This is a genomic window from Shewanella sp. 2_MG-2023, assembly GCF_030548905.1.
GTDB lineage: Bacteria > Pseudomonadota > Gammaproteobacteria > Enterobacterales > Shewanellaceae > Shewanella > Shewanella electrodiphila.
Genome location: NZ_JAUOSO010000001.1, coordinates 177,475 through 201,320 on the forward strand (window position 1 = coordinate 177,475; position 23,846 = coordinate 201,320).

Sequence of the window (23,846 nt, forward strand, 5' to 3'; positions counted from 1 at the left end):
ATTACTTTAAAAATGCTTTAAGCATTTTTAACACATTCATAATTGAAACGCCATTTAACAAAGCTTTATAAGACCATCTTAAACATAGCGCCGATCCGATGAGCAAACCAAACCGACTAGCTAATAACCCTTTAGACTCAGGATAACCATTTTTCATCCATAGTTTTCTAGGGTCTCTCTTTAGTTCATGACAAGGATGAAACAAACCAATTTCATTCGTCTCGGTAAAACCGACACCTACATCGAATAGTTTTAACAAGAAATCATTCTCTTCACCAGAAGGATAACGTGCACCTAAACCTAAATGTTCATCAAACTTAATATTTTCACGAAAAATTACACTTGTAGGAGCTATAATTTCCACAGAGCTAACCTTAAGCAAACTCAATTTATTTATCCTGGGCTCTCGGTATTCTTTATAAAACTTCTTATCATCACTACAATAAATACAACAAAAATAAACAAACTGTTTATCCAAACCATTTTTTATAAGACTATAAATAAAATCATTTTTTAAAATAACATCATCATCAAGAAACCAAATGTGATCAGCCCTTGAATTTTTAATCGCTATGTTTCTACTTTTACTCAGCCCCAGACTATTAGTAAAGATAACCTTACAAAATACGGGTGAATTATAGGTTACTACTTTGTCTAATTTCCCTTGACATACGATTACAACTTCAACATTTTCATACATTTCTATTGGTAATGAGCGAAAAATCTCCATGGCATTGTGCAAGCCATTTTCCATTGTTGAAACTGCAAGTGTTAAGGATTTGTTTTTTTCCATAATGGATTTAACTACTCCATAAATAACTAAGTATGATTAATATCAAAAAATGAATTGGTAAAATATGAGTATATTATTATGATACGCTGTTACTTTCACATTTTTTCAAAATCTTTAGCGGTGCTCCTGCCACTATACAATTAGAATCCACATTTTTACTTACAACTGAATTTGCACCTATAACGACATTAGAACCAATGTTGACATCTTGAACAATAATTACATTTGCACCAATCCAGACGTTATCTCCAATAGTAACATCCCCAACTTTTAAACTTAATGCTCTATTATTCATGATATCAACTGGATTTCTGTTTGACGTGTAAATACGAACATTATGTGAAATGCTCACATTATTACCAATGACTATTTTCTGACCTGTTTCGCAATTAAAACCACAGTTTGTTCCACAATACGAGTTTGCTCCTACATAAAAAGAGCCATCACCATAAACCTTTGTCCACTGGCCTTTGAAAAAAGCTGATGATTTAATATCTCTATCTCTATAGTAAACTTTATAACGTACTACATGTGGTAACATTAACAATCTGTCTAAAATAGAATTAATTATTCTTAGCATCTCTTCTCACCCAAATATATATATACATAAAAGAAATAAAGCTCGCAATAACTATACCAATGGCAAAGCTTGTAATACCGAACAAAGATGACAAACCGACTACAATCACATAAATAAAAACTGAGATGATATTAATTTTTAACAAATCGAGTGTTTTGTCAAAGAACTGAAAGTATATAGTTAAAAAACTAGACATAGACTGAAACAAGAAAAAGAGAGTTAATAAAGAAAATACACGATATGGAGCAAAATCATCCCCCATAAGCATAGGAACAAAACAGAAAATCGTGAAAAGGAAAACAAAAGTGACCGCAGTTAGAACTTTATAGCTAGAAATTACTAATTTAAAAAAACCATCAACATTTGATTCATTTAAACATTTTGACAAGTTAGGGATTGTACTTTTTATTATTGTAGCTGAAAACATTTGGACAACTGATGACATTTGATAATAACCAGCATATACACCAGCTATTGCAGTGGTTGAAATATACATCAGTATATAACGGTCTAAAGCTGTCCTAGCCGGGGATAATGCAATATTTGGAAGTAATGGCAAACCAAATTTCATCATGTTCATAAAAAAATTAAGATTAAAACTTAACTTAAATGTATTTATTTGTTTATAAACATATCTAATACTAACTAAAGACAAAGCCATATATGAGGCTAAAAACGAAAAAATAATGAATTCTAGGTCGACTTTGTCAAGGTAAATACCAATTAAGATAGTAATACAAAAAAAACTAATTCTAGCCAAATTACTAATAAAAAAAACTATGACTTTTGATTGAATTTGTAGCAAAGAAAAATATAGAGTATTTATTGAACATAGACAACCTAATGCTATCCATAATAAAACTTCTGATGAATCGCTTTCAACTATAATAAGGAGAGCATAAATCACAAATGTAAAAGCAACAAAAGTGAACCAAAATAACAAATAGTTCAACAAACCATTTTGATAAATAAACTTATCTTTGATTAAGTTCACTGTTAAAAAAGAAACAAAGGGAGTAGAAAAAAGTGCTTGTACCAACGTGAAGACTAATATGAAATTTGAATATTTAAATAATGCCTCAGTACCGAAATAGTTTGAAATGAAAGGTAAAAGAAGGAATGGAATTACCTTATTCAACAAATCACTCGACAAGTATAAATATACAGCTTTATTTTTTGTAAACATCTAAGCTAAATTCCATCACTTTAATAAATAGTTATAATTGCTATCTGATATATTAATTTCGCCAAATTTAGCTACTAATTTTCTGTTAAAAGCGGTACCTAAACTAACTAATTCAATATTTGTATTAGGCTCAAACGTTAAACTTGAAAAAAGTGTTATAACTGTTTTTAGATTACTGATTAAATGAATTGTTTCTGTAAGCTTGTGGCTATCTAAAACATATACATCTAAATCAGAAAAACAAATGTGATAATTTGTCTTTTCTCTTGGGTGCGGCTTTATTATTACCTTTTTATTGATATTTTCAATTATGTGCCTATATATGACTAGTTTCTCTGACTCATTAACTATACCGTCCTCACTTAAAGGTTGGGTAACTAGAACAACAAATTCATTACCATCTCTTGTTTCATAAGGTGCATCAATTTTAAAATATGAGTCAAATATATCATTTATACTTTCTAAAAGTTTTCGCCGATCGACTAATACTACTTTATCGCAAATATCAGGATGAACGTCTTGAAGATTAGTTAAATATATCTTTTTTATTCTATGATCAAAACCGTATGGTTTATAATCCAAACCTAAAAACTTAGTTACCAAACCCTTTAATAAAGTTACCTTTTGAGGACGGTAATTTGACAAGCCATCTTCAATAATAGTGAATTTTTTACATCTTAAAAATATAGATAGTTTTAAGTGGTCATGCCCAAAATATTCAACATCATAAGCAGTTAAGCTTTCTACTCCTTTTAATCTACTAGGTATCATGCCAAACTTAAAACTAACTTGTTCAATTAAACTTAATGGTTGAATATCGGTGTTTACAACGATGCAATCGTCAAACTTATCAAATAATTCGTCACTGCATATATTGGAACCAAGTATATACATTGTTTTTACTGTTTTACTTTTAACGAACTCATATAAACATAGTGAGAACAACGACTCTACATATAAAACATTCTCAATAACATTATTACTTTTTTTACTTCTCACAATTAGATTCACTATTGATTAACCTCATAGTAAAATATATCTTTCAAACTATATATCAACAATTCCTCATCACCGAAAGACAAATGCCTTAATGAAGAAATAAAATAAAGATTAGAATATGAAAAAAGTGATATAAAAAGGAAAACATATAGAGCAATAACCTTTTTGGAATTAAGTTTGTAACTCTTAAAACATGCATATATATATGGTAAGAAAAACATTACACCTAGTTGTAAATATCGTCCACCGATTGTGGAAGATAACACAAACGGAATGCAAACTAAAATATATGAAAATATAAAGTTATGATATAAAATAAACTTCTTGTTTTTAAACTTTATATTTCTTTCATGATGAATATATATATAAGAAAAAAAAGCCAGATTCAATATATTATATATCGTATTAACAAGGCTAACCTCATTATTAATCACTAAGTATGAGATTACCTTTTTAAAAATCATTGATATATACGGTATATCCATGGACGCAATGCTATTTGTAAAGCTCAATACAAATGACACTAATGAAGTAGTAATGATTAAACTTAAAAACTTATGCTTTAATATAAATTTAAACTTCGAGAAAAAGTAAATTAAAAATGGAACTGTTGATGCATTATGTATTAAAAGTGCCAATGTAGAAGAAAGTATAGCCCCCACGTATCGACTTTTTATATAAAAATAAATAAATAAATAAATAAAAGCAAACGAAAGCGCATTAGCAAATGAATAAAACACTGTAAATGGTATTAGTGAAACAAGTAAAAACAAGAATAATAACCAGTCTATTCTTGTAGTGATACAATAACCGAAAAGTTTTAAAAAACGAACAGAAGTAAACGAGTAAATCAAAAAAGTAGCACTTACTGAAATAGCCCCATAAATATTTTGCATCAAGTTATTATCTTCAATATATTGAAAAAAATATGCTTGATAAAGATTAAACCTCAGGAAGGAGTTGTTATAGCCATTGTTAAGCAATTCATAATACCTGGCTATATCTCCAACTTCAATACCATTTAAATTCAATGTATATTGAAAAATAAAGATCAAAATAGAAATTGAGATCAGCAATGGATATATTTTGTATTTACTAAAAACATATGAATTAATTGCAAATAAAAACATTATCATAACAACAGGAAAATAAAATAATCCTATAGCCATTATTAATAAGCTAAAAGCAATGATAAAACTGCTTTTGCTATTTTCTAACATAGATCACCATTTACTCACTAAACGAAAGAAATTCATATTTAATTTATCAATAGTCAATTTACTTTGCTTAAATTCATCAACTCTATGATTAACTGTTGAACATAAAAGCAGTCCATTTTAAATACTAGGAAAATCACTATCAACAAATACCTTTTGATTAGATGTTTGCCAAATCATTTTACCTTCTAGAGCTTCAATAAATAATTGGTCACTGTTGCCTGAACCGTACTCTTTTTCAGGTTCGAATTTTAAATCTTTAATTTTTAAAATCGTATCGACTATAGAACTAGAATTTTCTTCAATGTTAAATATTGAAATTGCATTCGAACGATTATTTTGACGCGTACCAAGATTTATAGAGGGCAACCCATAGAAAGGGATTTCTCTCACACCTGCACTTGAGTTACCAATCATAAATGATGAATTTTTTAATAAAGTTAAAAAACATTCAAAACGAACACTAGGAAACACCGCGAAATTGGAATTGCTTTTCAGTCGATTAAATTCATTTATAATAATTTCTGAGCCTAAATCATTATTTGGGTAAATAACCACATATTGGCATTTACTTTGTATTAAACCATCAACTACTTGCTTTATGTTTTCATGTAATGAATCAACTGCTGTAGTAACAGGGTGATACATGAAAATCGCATAATCATTGAACTTAATATCATAGCGTTTTTTGACTTCGCTTAATGTTGGTAGGTTTGGAGAGGTCATTATATCCAAATCTGGAGAACCTATAATATGAATATTAGATTTATGTTCTCCTAATTGTATTAACCTCTTCTTAGCTGTAACATTAGAAACAAAATGAATATGAGACAGTTTGCTTACCGAATGACGAATGAGCTCATCAATTGTTCCCGAAACTTCACCACCCTCCACATGTGAAACAAGGATGTTATTGAGAGAGCCTACAATAGCCCCAGCTAAAGCTTCCACTCGATCACCATGAACAACTATCATATCAGGTTTCAACTCTTTAACGTAATCAGACAGACCTTGAATAGTTTTAGCTAATATTAAGTCCATCGAATCCATGGAATTTTGATTAATGTATTTAAAGATTGATTCATAATTAGACTTTTCAACTTCTCTTGCCGTCATTCCGTATTTAGATATCATATGCATACCAGTCACGAAAATATGAGCTTCAAGTTTATCCGAATACTCAACTTTATTGATTAAACTTTTTAATTTACCAAAATCAGCTCGTGTACCAGTGAGGAATAAAATTTTCTTTTTCATCTCATTTCACGCTTTTTTTCTGTAATTGTACATCAGACGCAATATTTTCAGAGGCAGTTTTACCAAGGATCTTTTCATAATCTTCAGCTAAGAAATCACCAGTACCAGGACGTTTTACCCAAAGATTATTGCGACTAAAGATCTCGCCTTCTTTAATCTCAGCAATAGTAACAACACTTGCGTAAGCAAAATCAATAGTTACTTGTTCTTCTTTGGCGGCTTCTTTTTTACCACCACGCATTTTCGCCATTCTTGCAGATTGTGAAATTAACTGTGCACATTCCTTTGCATCCATTGAACAACAAATATCAGGACCAGGTCTTTCCTTACTGTCTGTGAAGTGACGTTCTAACACAGAAGCACCTGAAGCTACTGCACCTAAACATGCTAGGTTATCGATACTGTGATCTGATAAACCTACAACCGCATCAGGAAACGCTTTTTGCAATTCTTCCATAGCACCAATGCGAATTAGGTGATCTGGTGTCGGATAGAGATTAGTAGTATGCAATAAACAAAAAGGAGTTTTATGTTTTCTAAAGATATTTACTGCTTTTTCAATTGACGGAATATCATTCATTCCTGTACTTAAAATCACAGGTTTACCGTAACTAGCGATAAGATCTAATAAAGGATAATTATTGCATTCACCAGAGCCAATTTTATAAGCGGTTACATTCATCCGTTCTAGTCGTTCTGCTGCTGCACGTGAAAAAGGAGTGCTTATGAAAATGGCACCTTTTGATTCAACATATTCTTTTAATTTTGTTTCATCTTCTTCATTTAATGAGCAACGCTCCATTATTTCATATATGGATACATTAGCATTGCCAGGAATAACTTTCTTAGCCTCACCACTCATTTCATCTGCTACAACATGAGTTTGATGCTTTATTATTTCAGCACCACCTTCAATTGCAGCATCAACCATTTCGAATGCAACTTTAAGTGAGCCTTCATGATTGATCCCTATTTCAGCAATCACTAATGGAGGGAAGTCTAAACCAACTTTGCGACCTGAAATTTCAAATACTGGATTTATCATTTTTATTACTCTTTATAAGTTGTTCAACATGGATCAAATCTTCGCTTGTATCAATATCAACAGATTGAAGTTCTGACATTAAATAAGGAAATACATTTTCACGTGGTATTGTTTTATGTAGCATAAATTTATCAACAGCGAATACATAAATAGCACCATTTGGTTGGTAACTTCTAGGAAGATCTTGTCTTCTGGTATATGGAGCACTTGGACTAAACAATCCTGTTATTTTCCCATCACTTTGTTCTATATATGCTTTAACTGGTGTGTGGGAAGGTTCAAAAACGCTTATTACACAATCAGCACCTTTTTGATTGAATAATTTAATTGCTTCATCAATGTGCTCAAAAGTTCTCAATGGAGAGGTTGGTTGAAGTAAAATAACTGTATCAAACTTTAAACCTTGAGTTATTAACTGTTCAATGGCGTGTTCAATAACCTCATTACTCCCAGAGTTATCAGCAGCAAGCTCAACAGGCCTATTAATTATTTTAGCACCAAACTGCAAGCTGACCGTTTTGATTTCATCATCTTCAGTCGTTACAAAAACATGACTAATGTCTTCACTTTTAAGTGCTGCTTGTATCGTATATCCAATTAATGGAACACCGTTTATTGGTAAGATATTTTTTCTAGGTAGACCTTTAGATCCACCACGAGCTGTAATTAGCGCTATATTCATACCGGATTAAACCTTATTACGGAATGTGAATCGGAATTATGATTTGAAAAAATTAACTTCTTTATCTCAGCCCTTAAAACCAAACTGAGACACTTTTTAACCATTTTGAGACAGTCGAATCTTCGCTATCCCTTGCAGAACCTAGGTTTCACTGTTTTTATCAAAACAGTCCCAATAGGCTCTTTCTTTTTTAAAAAAACCTTAATCTTCTTTCTTTACGAAGTGACGAATTAACACAATCATAATCGCTAACATACCACCAAGCATCGTTCCTAACACGCAAATCAGTGCTCGTTTAGGGCCTGATTTTTCTTCTGGTACTAATGCTGGATCAATTGTTTTAAATACATATTCATCACGCACTTCAGCAAACATAATGGTTTTAGTTTGCTCTTCAATTAATTGATACAAAATAGTACGGATATCGGCCACGTTAGTTTGTGCAATTTGGTTCTGTAAAAATTCAGTGCTGCGCTGCGCTTCTGCAACATCACGTTGCTTCATCTCTAAATTAATATCTTCTATTAACCATGTGACCCATTGCTGTGCAACTGTAGGTGATAAATGCTCAACAGCAACTTTAACCATGCCAGTTTCTTTATCAGTACTTATCGATATTAACTGACTAAATTCTTTAAATGCCTCTTGCATTGATGGCTCAGGTTTAAATGGTGCATTGACCTCCCTCACCCACTTTTTGTTTTCAACATCATACAATTCTGGGTTATACATCAGAGTATCGTTGCCCATATCCCACTCTTCAGCGGCCATCAAGTCAGCAAGAATTTTATGTTTTTGAATAAACTCGCTAGTGAATTGACGAGATTTAGCCACTTCGATAGCCATTTGTGTTTTATCAACACCGCCACCGCCGCCTAAATTTATCCCAGCCATACTAGCAAGGCCGCCAAACTGACCAGCGAGCGCTGATAAGCCGCCACTTTGCTCTGAATCTGCTGGAGATAACAATGCCTCTGATTTATAGGTATTTGGCTGACTTAAAGCAAATAAAACAGAGCCAACTGCAAAGACAGCAGTTACAGCAATAATTAACCATTTTCCTTGCCAAATAACGGCAAACAGTTCTCTTAAATCAATTTCGTCATCATTAGTGTTTTGAGAAAACTGAGCATCTTGTTTATATGTTTCTATATCATTTGACATTTAACGCTTGTCTCATTATTAACTTTTAAAGAAAAGTAAGTGCAGTTAAGCAACAGCACTTACTCAAGACTATTGGTAATCAGAAGCCAAATATTTTCTACAGGGTTGATATGGTCGCAACAGCAATCGCACTATTGTAGATAATCGTTGTCACCTGAGTCCAAAGCGTTAAGTTATCTTTATATTCAGTATCAAGTGGAACGATAATTGTGTCACCTGCTTCAATTTCAGCATTAGCACCAAACCAGAAATTACTTGATGGCATTTTAACCGAGCCGTCAGCTTTAATAATGTAAGTTCTGCCATCATCCGCTCGTTTACGTGGCCCGCCAGCAAGTTCCATATATTGGCTAAAGGTAATGCCTTTTTTGTATCTATGGGTACTCGGGTGCTGTACTTGCCCCATAACTGATACGGTCTGGTTTTTAGCTGGAATATAAAGTTTATCAGCAGACTCTAAATCTAAATCCGCATCTTCGATTCCAAGTTGGATAGCAGTAATATCAACGACCAGACGACCGACTACAGCAACATTCTCAAGTTCATTTAGCATGAGCTGAGCATCATTGTAATTTAACACTCCACCGTCTTTAGTTAAGGCTTTAGCTGCAATTTCACGACGCAAATCATTTGACAGCATTTGCAGTTCTCTTTGTTCTTTTTCTTTAATCGACTCTCGTAAAAAGACTGCACTTCTTGGTGCTGCATCATCGGTTAAACCGCCAGCTCGAGCTATGACATCTTTTAATGACTCTCCACGTTGAATACTGTACGTACCAGGAAACTTGACTTCTCCTTTAATATCAACCCAACGAGTTTCTTGCCAATCTGGGAGTGTACGCACAGTTAAAATATCGCGGCTCTGTAATGCAATATTAGAACTAGTTACGTTATTAGAAACCTCATCTAAACTCAGCTGTATATGTTCAATCGATACACCGCTAGTTTCAGAAACGTTTTGTCTCGTTAACTCTGCTGCTAAGGTATAAGCGCCCTCTTCAAGGCCGCCTGCAGCAATTAATAGCTCTTGAATGTCTGCATTCACGGTTAAAGGGTATTGACCAGGAAAGCGAACATTTCCGTTAATATCAACTATTCTAGCAACATCACCATATCGGCTTTGTGTTTTTATTTTTTCAAGTACAGGCTCAAGTAATTTTTCTCTATCAGCGTAATCAAAAACAAGTAATGTATCTCTTGGTTGTAAGACTAAATCATGCTGAGGATCTTTTTGATTAATCGCTTTACTTAATGAGATTCGGTGCACTTCAATATCACCACGTTTATTAATCTCTCTGATCAACAAGCTATAATCTAAATCTGCTTCAATGGTCAAATCGCCCCACATAGAGGGTAAAAGGTCAGAAATACTTATTCCTGATGTCCACTGATATTTGCCTGCTCTGATTACTGCACCCGCAATAGTGATTACGTTGTCAACTCGTGAGCTTGCTGATCTTACATTTAATAAATCACCATTTTTAACGGGGATATTTAAACCAGAATCAGTGGTTAAATCGACACTTAAAACGGTTTTTTGAGCCTGCTTACTGTATCGCTCAACCGTACTTGCTCTTGGGTATGCTCCAGGATTTAAACCACTGGCCATGCGCAATACATCAGCCATTGTTTCATTATTTTTAAGCTCGTAGATCGCAGGGCGTCTAACTTCTCCCATCACACTGACATTTGCAACAGAGGAAGGAATGAATACAACATCTCCAGATTGTAGTCTTAAATCACCAGATGCATCGCCGCGCAAAAGTAGGTCATACAAATCTAACGAACCAATAGTTTTACCATTTCGTTTAACTTGAATGTTTCGTAAAGAGCCAATCTCATTAACGCCACCAGATACGAATAGTGCTTGTGTAATAGTAGATAGACTAGAAACCGTGTAAGAACCCGGCTTATATGAGTCGCCTGCTATAAAAATTCTAATCGAACGCAATTCACCCATTGAAATGCTGGCATTAATGCCAATCATGGTTTCATTAATTTTGGCATTCAATAGCTTTTTAACTTCGCTAAAAGACAATCCGACTAAAGAAATAGGTCCTAAATTTGGAAACTGGATTGCACCATCACGCCCTACAGTTAATGAGTACTGATTGCTCTCCTTTCCGTATAGCTGCACATTGATAGTGTCACCAGGGCCAACTTTATATTCTGCAGGTACAGGAGCATCAGAAACAGGTGCGAACGTCGTTGGTTCTCCAGCAAAAAGATCATATCCAAAACGTTTTAGTTGCTGTTTTTTTTCATCTTGAAGATCTTTTATTTGATCTTCTGTTTTAGTTTCTTGATTTAGTTCATCATCAGTTGATTGATCAACAACCTCATTGGTATCTTTTCTTTCATTAACAATTTGTGGTGTTTCTATGGGAGTGTTAGCGCTGCTGCTACCATTAAGCTGAGTAAGATCAACTCCGTATTGCTTTGCTAAGCGTTGTTGTTCAGAAGCTGGTAATGACTTGAACTGCTCGATCATTTGAGGAGAGGGAGTAACAGCTTGCACTGGTAAACTGATTAGTATTACAGCACTCATTGCTGCAATGGCTAAACTTTTCGTTTTTTGAAACACCTTTAAATCTCCAAGTAATGGCTTACGGGTTAACTTCATAAGAATTTGACTTAATAAATGAAACTGTTCATTCAATGCCTTTCAGGCATGCTACCGTTCCGCGTGGCGGTCAGGGCTTCCTTTGGCTTATAGCTTAATGAATGAAACTATTCATTCAATGCCTTTCAGGCACGCTACCGATCCGCGTGGTGGTCGGGACTCCCTTCGGCTTGTAGCTTAATGAATGAAACTATTCATTCAATGCCTTTCAGGCACGCTACCGCCCATAGATTGCGGCTTCTATATTGCCCGCCGAACAGTCGGCATTCATTTTTTAATTAAACAACTTACTAAAAATGACCATTAAGTATTAGTCACATTTAGTAAGTTCTCTCAATTTTGCGGTGTACTATAGCTTATTTGATGAAGCATTTTTAATGTGAAACTGAATTTGTTTAACTTGATTATCTAGCTTCTATTCATCAGCAACTGTCATAGTATTTACCAGCCCCGCAACAATGGCTGATGTCTCACAAAATTTATGGGCAATTTCTTAACAAGCTTTATATTTTTACAACGCTAGTATTATCCACACACATTCTTTTTTGCTGTCCCATTATGCTAAACAACACAAAACAGCGTTTTTCTGCATTTTTTTCTTCGAAAATGGCTTCTAAATCAACGAAAGGACCTTCGGTAAATTTAACTTTATCTCCGCTTTGCAATCCTTTATCAATTTCAGGCTTATGCTGCTGAACTCGATTTTTTATTCCTTGTATGATCCTGTCATCAATTGGAGTCATATCTTCACGACAACCAATTATTCTTGAAGCACCGCGAGTTGAATGAATGCGGCTAACACTCACTTCTGTAGGGTCAAAATAAATGAATAAATAACAAGGGAATAGCGGGACTTCAACTAGCTTTGTTTTTCCTTGAGATGTTTTCTCTTCTTGAATGATAGGTAAGTAGCTTTCAATCTGTTGCATGGCTAAATTTTGCTGTGCTCGTATTTCGTTACGAGGCTTACAATATAACAGATACCATGATTTCATCTTTAGCTACTCTTTTATAATCCAATGGTGACTTCCTCTATCACCAGACTCGTGATTTTAGCAAAGGTGAAAGTGTAAAGAAATGGCTTTTAGCGTTTATGCTTATCAATTGATGAGATTTAATACACAAAATATCTCTAACGCTCTTTGCATCATAAAAATTGATGTAATACTCACAAATTAGAAAAAATTTTCCAATAAAAAAGCCAACTCTTTTCGAGTTGGCTAACTGTAGCAACATTTATAAAACATCTTTAAAAGCATCAAGTCTATTTAACTAAAAACATTTCCAAAAAAGATGTAACAAACGGTTTATTTCACTTCAGGCTTCGGCGGGAAGTTCATCATCACTTCACCAATGGCATGATTGATGATTTCTACGCGCTCTTCTGGTGAGTTTTGTTCACGAATAGTGTCAGCTACACTGCCACGCCATACAAGGTTGCCGGTTTTCTTATCAACTAAATCTACAATCAACGTACCTACTTCGTACTCACGAACCGTAGTTTGAGTGTTCATACCTGCACCACCCCAGCCACGACGGCCATAGTATGGGTAATAACCGTAACTAGTATTAAACGTATCTACATTAATCTTTTTATTGACCTTGGTCAGGTAGTTAACCAGTAAATCAGCTTGCTCTACTTCTACTTTTGACAAACCTTTTTGAGTAAGCTGTGAGTTAACGGCTTCTCTCACTCGTTGGTCCATTAAACCATCGAGATGGTAGGTGCTATCTTCATTTTTCTTTTCTACCCAAGCAAAGCTTTTGTATTGATCAAATGAAACGGCTGGATCGTAGTCACTACTGGTCTTCAGTGTACTACAAGCACTTAATGCTAAAACGGCGGCAGCAACGAAAAGCTTTTTCATATTAACTCCAAATGGCAACAAGCAAACAAGTTGTTTTCATTTACTATTTAATGATTATATTCTGATTAATAATTAGCTTACCTAGGTAAACCTTAATCATCAACTGATTATATAAACAAAATGTGTCTAGTTCAGTTTATTTACAGAAAGCTTTATACGAGTACCTCAGAAAATAAACTCAACTCATTGAGTTTTATATATCTTATCCTAAATCATTTCAAAGTTACTGAACCGTTCTCTTTAGCAGCATCATTTAGTTTGCTAAACTATTACTAACACTTTCTTACTTTTGTTATTTTATGAGAATTGATCCAAATATTTCCTTAGTTTACAGCACTGATGGCGGTAAAATTGAACAACCCAAAGTTGAGGCTTCTATCCCTGAAGGTGATGGTATTGTCAGGATCCATAAAGACAGTAAAGGCCGTAAAGGAAAAGGGGTCAGTGTTATAAAAGGTTTGGGTTTGGCACCAAAAGAACTTAAGGCTTTAGCCCAAAAGCTCAAAAAACAGTGTGGTTGTGGCGGCACTGTCAAAGATTTTGATATTGAAGTTCAAACAGATAACCGTGACAAAATTAAAGCGTTATTAGAAAAGCAAAACTACACCGTCAAGCTGGCTGGCGGTTAATATTGCGCTCATTTGATTTATCGGACGTATACCTTGCTTAGAACAGCATCCAAGTTACGTATAAGCACAAGGATTTTTTATGGATAGCTTACAAGGTCATCTATTAATTGCTATGCCCTCATTAGAAGATACTTTCTTCGAACGCTCTGTTATCTATATTTGCGAGCATAACGATAAAGGCGCAATGGGTGTGATGATTAACCGCCCTACCAACATTGTTATTGATGAATTACTGGATCAAATTGGCTTAACCAATGAGTCTGAATTAAGTTTGGATCTCGAAGGTCCCGTTTTACTCGGTGGACCTGTTGATACAGATAGAGGCTTTGTGCTGCACACGCCACAAGAGCAATGGGTTAATAGTGAGTCTATCAGTGATTTTTGTATGTTAACCACTTCTCGTGATGTGCTGAACTCACTCGGAACCAAAGCGTCACCAAAACAATTTGTCGTTGCCCTTGGCTACTCAGGCTGGAGTAAAGATCAACTTGAACAAGAACTAGCTGATAATACCTGGTTAACGATACCTGCCACTTCTGAGTTACTCTTCGGTCAGGATGTTGAGCAACTATGGACTGAAGCGACCAAAAAGTTAGGTTTTGACATTTGGCAAATATCTTCTCAAGTTGGCCACTCATAACGTTTAAAAGTGCTGTTTAACCATTAGTAATTTACTTATTTACTTACTTTACTTATTTTAATTACTTGCTCTTTTTATTTTTTAGCTACTTGCAATGCATTCGCATCCCACATTTCTCTATGCCAGTCATTTAGGTTTTAATCAGCTGGTTTTTTTAAAGGCAAAAATATGCAATCAAAAACCGTTTTAGGGTTTGATTTTGGAACTAAAAGTATTGGAGTGGCTGTAGGTCAAGAAGTAACAGCCAGCGCAGCGCCAGTTTCTGCAATTAAAGCCAATGATGGCATTCCAAACTGGGATGACATTGAAGCTGTTATTAAGGAATGGCAGCCAGATCTAGTCGTCGTTGGCCTTCCGCTTAATATGGATGGCACTGAGCAAGAGATGACTCAGCGCGCGAGAAAGTTTGCTAACCGCATTAGTGGTCGCTTTGGAGTAAAGGTCGCGACACAGGATGAAAGGCTCACTACTACTGATGCTAAAGCGCGTCTTTTTGAGCTCGGCGGCTACAAAAAGCTTACAAAAGGTCAAGTGGATGCTGTATCTGCTGTACTGATTATTGAGAGCTACTTTGAAAATCAATTTGCCGATTAAAAAATTTAGCTAGAAATTTCAATACAAAAAAGGAGCCATTTAGGCTCCTTTTTAATTTAAGATATTAGACTTTAGATGCAAGCTTTTAGATATAAAGCTTTAAATACAAAGTTTTAGATACAAAGCTTTAAATACAAAGCTTTAAATAAAAAACCTAAGATGTTTGGCTTCAGAAACTTAAAGGTAAGGCTTAACCAAATTTGCCATCATATTGATGTGGGCATCATTATCATTTAAACATTCGATATAACGGAATTTCTTACCACCCGCTTGTTCAAACACTTCTCGGTTTTCACCTTTAATCTCTTCAAGTGTTTCTAGGCAGTCAGCGCTAAATGCTGGGCATACGACAGCAATGTCATTCACACCTTCTTTTGGTAATGCTTCCATTGTCGCATCGGTATATGGCTGCAACCATTTAGCTTTGCCAAAGCGCGACTGGAAAGTCATTACATACTCTTTTTCATCTAAACCTAGTTTTTCAACCACTAAACGAGTTGTTTTTACACAAAAACAATAATATGGATCGCCTAAATGTAAATTACGTTCTGGCATGCCGTGGTAAGACAACACCAGTTTTTCAGGTTTACCATTCTGGTCAAAATCCGCTTGTATTGATTCAGCTAGCGCATCAATAAAGGTTGGGTCGTCATGATAGGTATTGATAAAGTGCAGTGCCGGAATATAGCGCCACTTACATAGCTCTTTTGCAATCGCGTCAAATGCTGATGCTGTTGTAGGAGCAGCATATTGAGGATAAAGCGGTAAAACAACGATTCTATCAATGCCATCTTTATGCATTTTTTGAAGTACAGAAGGCGTTGAAGGATTACCATAACGCATTGATAAGTGCACCGATGCATCAACATCATTATCAGCAAATAGCTTTGCTAATTTACCTTGTTGTTTAAGACTTATATCCATCAAAGGGGAACCATCTTCAGTCCACACTTCTTTGTATAAAGCTGCAGATTTTGCAGGACGAACACGTAAAATAATACCGTGCAGAATACACATCCAAACTAGCTTGGGGATTTCTACAACACGAGGATCAGCTAAAAACTCAGCTAAATACCTTCTAACCGCTGATGGTGTAGGTTCATCGGGTGTGCCTAAATTCATTAATAACACGCCAGTTTTACCGCGTGACTTGTGGCCGTCTTCTTTACTTAAACCAGAAAATTTATACAAAACTGTCTCCGAAAAATTCCATCACAGGGTGAGCGATTAAACTCACTCAGATGCTAAAGTCTGTCGCATGCTCAAAACTAGTTATTAGTTACTATTGCTAGTTACTATTGCTAGTTACTAATATTAGTGAGTATTATTAGTCACTATCATCATTACTCGCTCTCATCATTACTGATTTAAAGTGCAAGGCTTGTATTGCTCACTAAATAGCTAGATTGTAAATAATTAGTTTTATTCACGATGCAAAATTTATAGCACTGACTCTATCGCTTTTTTCAGTTCTTCGCTATCCGGTTTTACTCGAGAGTTGAATTGCTGCACACTTTCGCCATCTGCACTGACTAAGTATTTGTAAAAGTTCCATTTAGGTGCTGCTGTCTTGTCACCCAAATAAGCGAATACAGAGTTAACATCACTTCCTCTAACCGCTGATGTTGACACCATAGTAAAGGTCACGCCGTAATTGACGAAACAAACATCAGCAGTTTTTGCTTCATCATCTTCTTCTTGAAAGAAATCATCAGATGGAAAACCAATCACCACTAGGTCATCTTCATATTCTTTATGCAGTGCTTCTAACGCTTCAAACTGAGGCGTAAAGCCGCAATTACTCGCTGTGTTAACAATCAATACCGGTTTACCGTTAGTCACCTCACACAAGTCAACGACTTCATCAGAATGTAATTTTCTGGCTTCTACATTTAGATAATCAGGACAGCTATTTGCAAATACGCTAGGTGCTAAAAAAGAGCTCGTTAAAGCAAGTAAGCTAGAGGTTAATAGAAGCTTTTTCATAATGTTCCCTTTGATTGTTATCCAATAATTTGGGTATCGGCTTAAGTTCATATGTGCAAAGCAATCACTTTGCGAATCATAATCATATAATCGATTATACGTTGTTCTTATAAAAGCAGATCATCGATAGTGTAAATAATCACTTCAATACTTCCAGCCTTATCTTCTAGTCACAGCTTCTAGTACAGCTTCTAGGCACAGCTTCTAGACAGTAATGTTAAAGCTATATAAGTTACAGCCATAAAAAAACCAAAGTGAACCCACTTTGGTTTTTATATACTGCTATTCACTATCTGGTCTTAATCTCACTAAGGCTAATTCTAGTCTTAATATGACTAATTTTAGTCAAGACTCAATTTAACCTAAATCTAAAGTCACGCCATCCATCAAGCCTGAACCACTTGTTTCATTAGTTTGCAGTTTAATCATCAAGCGTAAATCATTTGGAGAATCAGCATGGTGTAATGCATCTGCATAGCTGATTTCTTTTTCTAAATATAAATCCAGCAAGGCTTGGTCAAAGGTTTGCATTCCTTGCTCACGAGATTTACTCATGGTTTCTTTAAGTAAATGCAGCTCATTTTTCGCAATCAAACTTGCAATACGAGGGGTGTTAATCAAAACTTCAATTGCTGCACGACGCCCTGAACCATCAGACTTAGCCACAAGCTGCTGAGCTACAATGCCACGTAAATTAAGCGATAAGTCAAACAGTAATTGATTATGCTTACTTTCTGGTACCAAATGCATAATACGATCTAACGCTTGGTTAGCATTGTTGGCGTGCAAGGTTGCCATACATAAGTGACCTGTCTCAGCAAACGCCAGCGCAAACTCCATGGTTTCTTGAGTTCGGATCTCACCAATCAAAATAACATCTGGCGCCTGACGCAGTGAGCTTTTAAGTGCAGCGTCAAAAGAATCAGTATCAATACCAACTTCACGTTGAGTAATAATACTTTTTCTATGGTCGTGAACAAATTCTACAGGGTCTTCAATTGTCAAAATGTGGCCGCGAGCATGAGCATTTCGATAACCCACTAATGATGCCAATGAAGTTGACTTACCAGTACCTGTACCACCAACCATAATAATCAAGCCACGTTTACTCATGACTAAGTCTTTTAAGATTGGTGGCAGCTTTAAATCATCAACTTCAGGTATTTTTGTCTCAATGCGGCGCATAACACAGCCAGGAGACTCACGTTGCCAAAAAGCACTGACACGAAATCGACCTAAATCTTTTGCTGCAAATGCAAAGTTACATTCACGCGAGTCATGAAACTCTTGTTTTTGCACATCAGTCATTAAAGACTCAACAAAATCCAAAGACTGCTCTGGGTTAAAACTGGTTTCAGAAAGCGGTCTTAGCTCACCATCAATTTTTGCACTTGGCGGGAATCCCGCGGTCACAAATAAATCAGAGGCTTTTCGGTCAACCATGACCTTTAAAAAAGGACGTACATCCATTCAATTACCCCTTAAAAGTTAGCTTGTTTATTCGAGCTCTTAGACATTGCATCATCACGGGTAATTAAACCGCGATTCACTAAATTTTGTAAACACTGCTCAAGGGTTTGCATGCCATGTGACATACCCGTTTGAATTGCTGAGTACATTTGTGCGACTTTATCTTCACGGATCAAGTTACGAATCGCCGGTGTCCCCATCATAATTTCATGTGCAGCGACTCGACCTCCGCCCACTTTCTTAATCAGAGTTTGTGAAATTACTGCCTGAAGTGATTCAGATAACATGGTTCGTACCATATCTTTTTCACCGGCTGGGAATACATCGACAATACGGTCAACGGTTTTTGCCGCTGAGGTGGTATGCAAAGTGCCAAACACTAAGTGACCGGTTTCTGCTGCGGTCATTGCTAATCGAATGGTTTCAAGGTCACGCATCTCACCCACAAGAATTACATCGGGATCTTCACGAAGTGCTGAACGCAAAGCAGCATCAAAACCATGAGTGTGTTTATGGACTTCACGCTGGTTAACCAAACACTGTTTGTTTTGATGTACGAATTCTATTGGGTCTTCGATGGTCAAAATGTGATCATGGCGTTCATTGTTAATATAATCAACCATTGCCGCTAGCGTGGTCGACTTACCTGAACCTGTAGGGCCTGTTACCAATACAAGGCCACGGGGGAAACTTGATATTTTCTTAAAGATTTCTGGAGCACCGAGTTGTTCTAATGATAAAATTTCACTTGGAATGGTACGGAACACTGCACCAGCACCACGAGATTGGTTAAATGCATTCACACGAAAACGCGCAAGGTTAGGTACTTCAAACGAGAAATCGATTTCTAAATGTTCTTCAAAGTCCTTACGTTGTTTATCATTCATGATGTCATACACTAAACCGTGCACGGCTTGATGATCTAATGCAGGTAAATTAATTTTTCTGACTTCACCATCTACACGGATCATTGGCGATACGCCTGCTGAAAGGTGTAGATCCGAGGCATTGTGCTTTACACTAAAGGCAAGTAACTCAGTTATTTCCATGGTCAATGACATCCATTTAAACAAATAAAAACAATATGACAACAATAGCAGACCGAATATCAATCGCCCAGAGCCAAATCGCTCAAGCGGCGCAAAATTGTTCACGTAACAGTGAAGAAGTCACTCTTCTTGCGGTAAGTAAAACTAAACCCATTGAAGATATCATTGCGGCATACGAGGCTGGTCAGCGATGCTTTGGCGAAAACTACGTCCAAGAAGGCGAAGAAAAAGTCATCGCCTTAAGTCAAAGCCACCCAGATATTGAATGGCATTTTATTGGCCCGCTGCAATCCAATAAGTCACGCATTATTGCTGAGCATTTTGATTGGATGCATACCTTAAGTCGCGAGAAAATTGCTACACGGCTTAATGAGCAACGACCTGATGACAAATTACCACTGCAAGTGTGTATCCAAGTTAATGTCAGTAATGAAGCCAGTAAATCTGGCGTTAGTTCTGAAGAGGTTAATCATCTTGCACAAATAATTGATAAGTTACCTCATCTTACTTTGCGCGGCTTAATGGCAATTCCAACAGCAACTGAAGATGTAAACTTGCAAAGGCAAGAATTTGCTCAACTTGAAAACTTATATCTTGAACTTAAACAACAATACCTTAGTGTAGACACACTTTCGATGGGCATGAGCAGCGACTTAGCTATCGCTATTGAACACGGTTCAACCATGGTAAGAATTGGTACCGGAATTTTTGGTTCACGAGCTTAAGCTTTGAAACGACTAATAGATTTGAAACGACGAATAGATTTGAAACGTTTAATTAAAAAGTCAGCTTTAAATGTAAGAACACACTTTTATCAAGTGATGGCTATGTTTTTAAGCTGTTATTCATGAAGGATAATTTATAATGATAGCCTTGTAATGAGCCATGAAAGCCCAAATATAAGACTCCTACACGTACTCAACGAGTACATAAAATTAAAAGTGATTTAACCTTATGACTCAAGCAAAAGTATGTTTTATCGGTGCGGGCAACATGCCGCGAGCTATCATTAGCGGATTAGTGACCAACGGATACCCTGCTGATAAAGTTCACGCAACGAACCCAAGTGTCGGCAAGTTAGATGCGCTAAAAGCAGATTTTGGTATTCAAGTTTCTCACGACAATGTTGCTGCTGCGGATGATGCAGATGTGATAGTACTCAGCGTAAAACCGCAGTTAATGCAAATGGTGTGTGAGCAACTAAGTCATTTAGATTTATCCAATAAGTTATTAGTTACTATCGCTGCAGGCATTCCTGCTGCGCGTTATCAAGATTACTTTAAGCAGCCAATTAAACTTATTCGCACTATGCCAAATACACCAACCCAAATTGGTGTTGGCATGACTGGATTATTTGCTGACGACTCAATCTCAGCTGAGCATAAACAAATTTGTGAAACCCTAATGAAAACCGGTGGCGAAGTTGTTTGGGTAAAAACTGAAGATGAGCTTAATCAAGTTATCGCGTTAGCTGGCAGCTCACCTGCATATTTTTTCTTGTTTATTGAGTCGATGATCCAACACGGCATTAAAACAGGGCTTGATGAGCAGACGGCTCGAGCTTTAGCTCAACAAGCTGCATTAGGTGCTGCGCAAATGGTCGTGCAAAACCCTCAGCTATCATTAGAAAAGTTACGCACCAATGTAATGTCTAAAGGTGGCACTACTGCTCGCGCAGTTGAGACGCTTGAAGAAGGCGATTTACGTGGGTTAGTTGACCAAGCAATGACGAACTGCATAAAACGAGCAGAAGAAATGGCAAAAACATTTTAAAATTATACGGATTCAGCGACACTGTCACTATTAATGACATGTTATACGCACCAACCAAACAAGGCACTTAATAATGAATGCAATGCAATTTCTCGTTACCACGGTTTTTGACCTTTACCTTATGGTGGTAATTTTACGTTTTTGGCTTCAACTTGCTAGAGCGGACTTTTATAATCCATTTAGTCAATTTATCGTAAAAGCGACCCAACCTATTATTGCACCTATGCGCCGTGTTTTACCTTCCATTGGTGTCATTGATACAGCATCAATCGTACTTGCACTTATTGTGGTCTTGGTGAAGTTTTTGACCTTATCTTTACTGGTTGATTTAAAAATCGATGCGGTATCATTACTGATTTTATCTTTAGTTTCGGTGATTAAAGAAGCCGGTGTTTTACTGTTCTGGGTATTAATTATCCGCGCATTACTAAGCTGGTTTAATCAAGGACATAATCCGATTGTGATGGTGATGGACCAATTAACAGAGCCGTTTTTACGTCCTGTTCGTAAAATCCTTCCTCCAATGGGCGGACTTGATTTATCAGTCATGCTGGTATTAATTGCGATGAACTTTATCAATATTTTATTCGCGCAATATATTCCGTTTTGGAATGCGGTTTAACCCTTCAAACTGGGATTAACCATAATGAGTGCAATCATTCAGCAACAGAACGATTTGTTGCTGAATCTTTATATTCAGCCTAACCAGTCGAGACAAGATCATCGGTCTGCATGGCGATGAGTTAAAAATTGCTATTACTGCACCGCCAATCGACGGTAAAGCCAATAGTCATTTGATTAAATATTTAGCTAAAGCCTTCAAAGTTCCTAAAGCGGATGTCGTAATCTTAAAAGGCCTTCAAGGTCGGCATAAACAAGTCCAAATATCCATGCCTAAACAAATTCCTAGTGAATTATCTCACTTACTGTAAAGCAATAAATTCAAAGTTAACTCATTAAACTTGCTTAGTTTTGTATGAAATTGAGGTGAGTTTGATTAAAATTCTCTATACTTAGGTCTACACTCCATTAGTGAATCACCTCTTGCAAGAGTCGATCAAGGATCACGATTATGTTTCGCACTATCATTTTAAGTTTATTGGTTGTTTTAGGCCTGTCACTCGGATTATCAAATACCGCCCAAGCAGAACAAAAACAGCAAGTAGGTAACTTTGATATCCATTACATGGCATTAAGCAGCACGTTTATCACCCCAAGTATTGCAAAAACCTACGGTATTGAACGAAGCAATTATAATGGCATCGTAAATATTGCAGTATTAGATACCAGCAAAGAGGGTAACCCGCCTGTAGCAATTGAAATCTCAGGTGTGGCGAACAACTTACTTGATGCAAGAATCACGTTAGATTTTAAAGAAATCCGTGAGGGTAAAGCCATTTACTATATCGCCCAAGTGCCATACCGTGACGACCAAGAAATCAATTTCAACATTGCCATTAAGCATGGGAATAAACTCAATACAGCACTTAAATTTAAGCAAAAATTTTACGTTGAATAATCAGAAACGTGCAGCAAAAACATTCTACAAAGCCAATTCTAGTATGATTGGCTTTATTTTTATCAGTCCATAAACCATCACCTATTATCATCTTTTGAGCTATCTATCAGCTAAACGCTTAGGTATCATTAGCCAAATTTTCAAGTACCATTTTCCATCCACTAAGGTATTCCCATGCAGCAAATTGTTTTAGCCAGCGGTAACAAAGGTAAACTTAAAGAATTTGACCAAATGTTGTCACAATTTAATATCCAAGTATTGCCACAAAACCAATTCAATGTACCTGAAGTGGCTGAAACAGGAACAACCTTTATTGAAAATGCCATCATCAAAGCAAGACACGCAGCAGAAATAACCGGAAAAGCAGCCATTGCGGATGATTCAGGTTTAGAAGTTGATGCGCTTCAAGGAGCTCCAGGAATATACTCTGCTCGATATGGCGGAGAGGATGCGACAGAAAAAGACAGATACCTAAAATTACTCAATGCACTCGAAGGCCAAACCGAGCGTAATGCACGTTTTCAATGTGTATTGGTTTATATGCGTCATGCTAAAGATCCAACCCCGATTGTTTGCCAAGCAGCTTGGGAAGGAAAAATCGGCACTGTACCTCAAGGCGAGCAAGGTCATGGCTATGATCCTGTTTTCATTCCTGAAGGTTTTGATTGCTCAGCGGCAGAGCTAAGTAGTGAACAAAAAAATCAACTAAGCCACCGTGGTTTAGCATTGAATTTATTGGCTGATGCACTTAAAGCTAAAGGGATCATCTAAG

General features: G+C 36.2%; 24 protein-coding genes and 1 pseudogene. 9 read left to right on the forward strand and 16 right to left on the reverse strand.

Going from position 1 to position 23,846, the window contains the following annotated elements; all coding sequences use genetic code 11:
• Window position 1 precedes the first annotated feature (1 nt).
• The 12 genes from Q4600_RS00700 to Q4600_RS00755 form a co-directional block, all read right to left on the reverse strand.
• Window positions 2–793: a glycosyltransferase family 2 protein gene (locus Q4600_RS00700; protein ID WP_303512661.1), complete on the reverse strand. Its 792-nt coding sequence runs from the start codon at window positions 791–793 to the stop codon at window positions 2–4.
• A gap of 76 nt (window positions 794–869) precedes the next feature.
• On the reverse strand, window positions 870–1,373 hold the full coding sequence (locus Q4600_RS00705) for a DapH/DapD/GlmU-related protein (RefSeq protein ID WP_303512658.1): 504 nt from the start codon (window positions 1,371–1,373) through the stop codon (window positions 870–872).
• Window positions 1,357–2,559 (reverse strand): oligosaccharide flippase family protein, encoded by a 1,203-nt coding sequence (locus tag Q4600_RS00710; RefSeq protein ID WP_303512656.1) that lies wholly within the window; start codon window positions 2,557–2,559, stop codon window positions 1,357–1,359. The genes Q4600_RS00705 and Q4600_RS00710 overlap by 17 nt, the downstream gene beginning before the upstream one ends.
• Before the next feature lie 15 nt (window positions 2,560–2,574).
• On the reverse strand, window positions 2,575–3,558 hold the full coding sequence (locus Q4600_RS00715) for a glycosyltransferase family 52 (protein ID WP_303512653.1): 984 nt from the start codon (window positions 3,556–3,558) through the stop codon (window positions 2,575–2,577).
• 11 nt (window positions 3,559–3,569) lie between these two features.
• Window positions 3,570–4,778, reverse strand: coding sequence for a hypothetical protein (locus tag Q4600_RS00720; protein ID WP_303512650.1), 1,209 nt, complete (start codon window positions 4,776–4,778; stop codon window positions 3,570–3,572).
• Between the two features lie 117 nt (window positions 4,779–4,895).
• On the reverse strand, window positions 4,896–6,032 hold the full coding sequence (gene neuC, locus Q4600_RS00725; RefSeq protein WP_303512647.1) for a UDP-N-acetylglucosamine 2-epimerase: 1,137 nt from the start codon (window positions 6,030–6,032) through the stop codon (window positions 4,896–4,898).
• A gap of 1 nt (window position 6,033) precedes the next feature.
• Complete coding sequence (locus tag Q4600_RS00730; protein WP_303512645.1) at window positions 6,034–7,077, reverse strand: N-acetylneuraminate synthase family protein; 1,044 nt, start codon at window positions 7,075–7,077, stop codon at window positions 6,034–6,036.
• Window positions 7,058–7,759 carry an acylneuraminate cytidylyltransferase family protein gene (locus Q4600_RS00735; protein ID WP_303512643.1) on the reverse strand — a complete coding sequence of 234 codons (702 nt, stop codon included), beginning with the start codon at window positions 7,757–7,759 and terminating at the stop codon, window positions 7,058–7,060. Before Q4600_RS00735 ends, Q4600_RS00730 begins: the two co-directional genes overlap by 20 nt.
• 201 nt (window positions 7,760–7,960) lie before the next feature.
• Window positions 7,961–8,923, reverse strand: coding sequence for a Wzz/FepE/Etk N-terminal domain-containing protein (locus Q4600_RS00740; protein WP_303512640.1), 963 nt, complete (start codon window positions 8,921–8,923; stop codon window positions 7,961–7,963).
• A gap of 97 nt (window positions 8,924–9,020) precedes the next feature.
• Window positions 9,021–11,471, reverse strand: coding sequence for an SLBB domain-containing protein (locus tag Q4600_RS00745; RefSeq protein ID WP_303512973.1), 2,451 nt, complete (start codon window positions 11,469–11,471; stop codon window positions 9,021–9,023).
• A gap of 578 nt (window positions 11,472–12,049) precedes the next feature.
• Window positions 12,050–12,541, reverse strand: a complete 492-nt coding sequence (rfaH, locus tag Q4600_RS00750; RefSeq protein ID WP_303512637.1) for a transcription/translation regulatory transformer protein RfaH — start codon at window positions 12,539–12,541, stop codon at window positions 12,050–12,052.
• Window positions 12,542–12,853: 312 nt separating this feature from the next.
• A complete protein-coding gene (locus Q4600_RS00755) occupies window positions 12,854–13,414 on the reverse strand; it encodes a DUF4136 domain-containing protein (RefSeq protein ID WP_303512635.1) in 561 nt (186 codons plus the stop codon).
• Window positions 13,415–13,713: 299 nt separating this feature from the next.
• Here Q4600_RS00755 and yciH point away from each other — a divergent pair, with 299 nt between their 5' ends.
• From yciH to ruvX, 3 genes are all read left to right on the forward strand, one after another.
• Entirely contained in the window at window positions 13,714–14,043 is a 330-nt protein-coding gene (yciH, locus tag Q4600_RS00760; RefSeq protein ID WP_303512634.1) for a stress response translation initiation inhibitor YciH, read from the forward strand.
• Window positions 14,044–14,122: 79 nt separating this feature from the next.
• On the forward strand, window positions 14,123–14,683 hold the full coding sequence (locus Q4600_RS00765; RefSeq protein WP_102528652.1) for a YqgE/AlgH family protein: 561 nt from the start codon (window positions 14,123–14,125) through the stop codon (window positions 14,681–14,683).
• A 168-nt stretch (window positions 14,684–14,851) separates the two neighbouring features.
• Window positions 14,852–15,277 carry a Holliday junction resolvase RuvX gene (ruvX, locus tag Q4600_RS00770; protein WP_303512631.1) on the forward strand — a complete coding sequence of 142 codons (426 nt, stop codon included), beginning with the start codon at window positions 14,852–14,854 and terminating at the stop codon, window positions 15,275–15,277.
• Window positions 15,278–15,454: 177 nt separating this feature from the next.
• Here the strand turns inward: ruvX and hemH are convergent, their stop codons facing one another.
• The 4 genes from hemH to Q4600_RS00790 form a co-directional block, all read right to left on the reverse strand.
• The gene (gene hemH, locus Q4600_RS00775; protein WP_303512628.1) at window positions 15,455–16,468 is read right to left on the reverse strand and encodes a ferrochelatase; all 1,014 of its coding nucleotides are present in this window, start codon (window positions 16,466–16,468) and stop codon (window positions 15,455–15,457) included.
• Between the two features lie 249 nt (window positions 16,469–16,717).
• On the reverse strand, window positions 16,718–17,263 hold the full coding sequence (locus tag Q4600_RS00780; protein WP_229367648.1) for a glutathione peroxidase: 546 nt from the start codon (window positions 17,261–17,263) through the stop codon (window positions 16,718–16,720).
• 357 nt (window positions 17,264–17,620) lie between these two features.
• Entirely contained in the window at window positions 17,621–18,733 is a 1,113-nt protein-coding gene (locus tag Q4600_RS00785) for a PilT/PilU family type 4a pilus ATPase (RefSeq protein ID WP_102528656.1), read from the reverse strand.
• An 11-nt stretch (window positions 18,734–18,744) separates the two neighbouring features.
• A complete protein-coding gene (locus tag Q4600_RS00790) occupies window positions 18,745–19,782 on the reverse strand; it encodes a type IV pilus twitching motility protein PilT (RefSeq protein ID WP_102528657.1) in 1,038 nt (345 codons plus the stop codon).
• 35 nt (window positions 19,783–19,817) lie between these two features.
• Between Q4600_RS00790 and Q4600_RS00795 the strand changes: the two genes are divergently transcribed.
• The 6 genes and pseudogenes from Q4600_RS00795 (at window position 19,818) to rdgB (ending at window position 23,845) form a co-directional block, all read left to right on the forward strand.
• Window positions 19,818–20,507, forward strand: a complete 690-nt coding sequence (locus Q4600_RS00795; RefSeq protein ID WP_303512625.1) for a YggS family pyridoxal phosphate-dependent enzyme — start codon at window positions 19,818–19,820, stop codon at window positions 20,505–20,507.
• A 229-nt stretch (window positions 20,508–20,736) separates the two neighbouring features.
• Window positions 20,737–21,555, forward strand: coding sequence for a pyrroline-5-carboxylate reductase (gene proC, locus Q4600_RS00800; protein ID WP_153914034.1), 819 nt, complete (start codon window positions 20,737–20,739; stop codon window positions 21,553–21,555).
• 73 nt (window positions 21,556–21,628) lie between these two features.
• Window positions 21,629–22,177: a YggT family protein gene (locus Q4600_RS00805; RefSeq protein ID WP_229367656.1), complete on the forward strand. Its 549-nt coding sequence runs from the start codon at window positions 21,629–21,631 to the stop codon at window positions 22,175–22,177.
• 24 nt (window positions 22,178–22,201) lie between these two features.
• Window positions 22,202–22,487: pseudogene (gene yggU / locus Q4600_RS00810) on the forward strand (DUF167 family protein YggU).
• A gap of 140 nt (window positions 22,488–22,627) precedes the next feature.
• Complete coding sequence (locus Q4600_RS00815) at window positions 22,628–23,074, forward strand: DUF4426 domain-containing protein (RefSeq protein WP_102528662.1); 447 nt, start codon at window positions 22,628–22,630, stop codon at window positions 23,072–23,074.
• A 174-nt stretch (window positions 23,075–23,248) separates the two neighbouring features.
• Entirely contained in the window at window positions 23,249–23,845 is a 597-nt protein-coding gene (rdgB, locus tag Q4600_RS00820; protein WP_102528663.1) for an RdgB/HAM1 family non-canonical purine NTP pyrophosphatase, read from the forward strand.
• Window position 23,846: the final 1 nt, after the last annotated feature.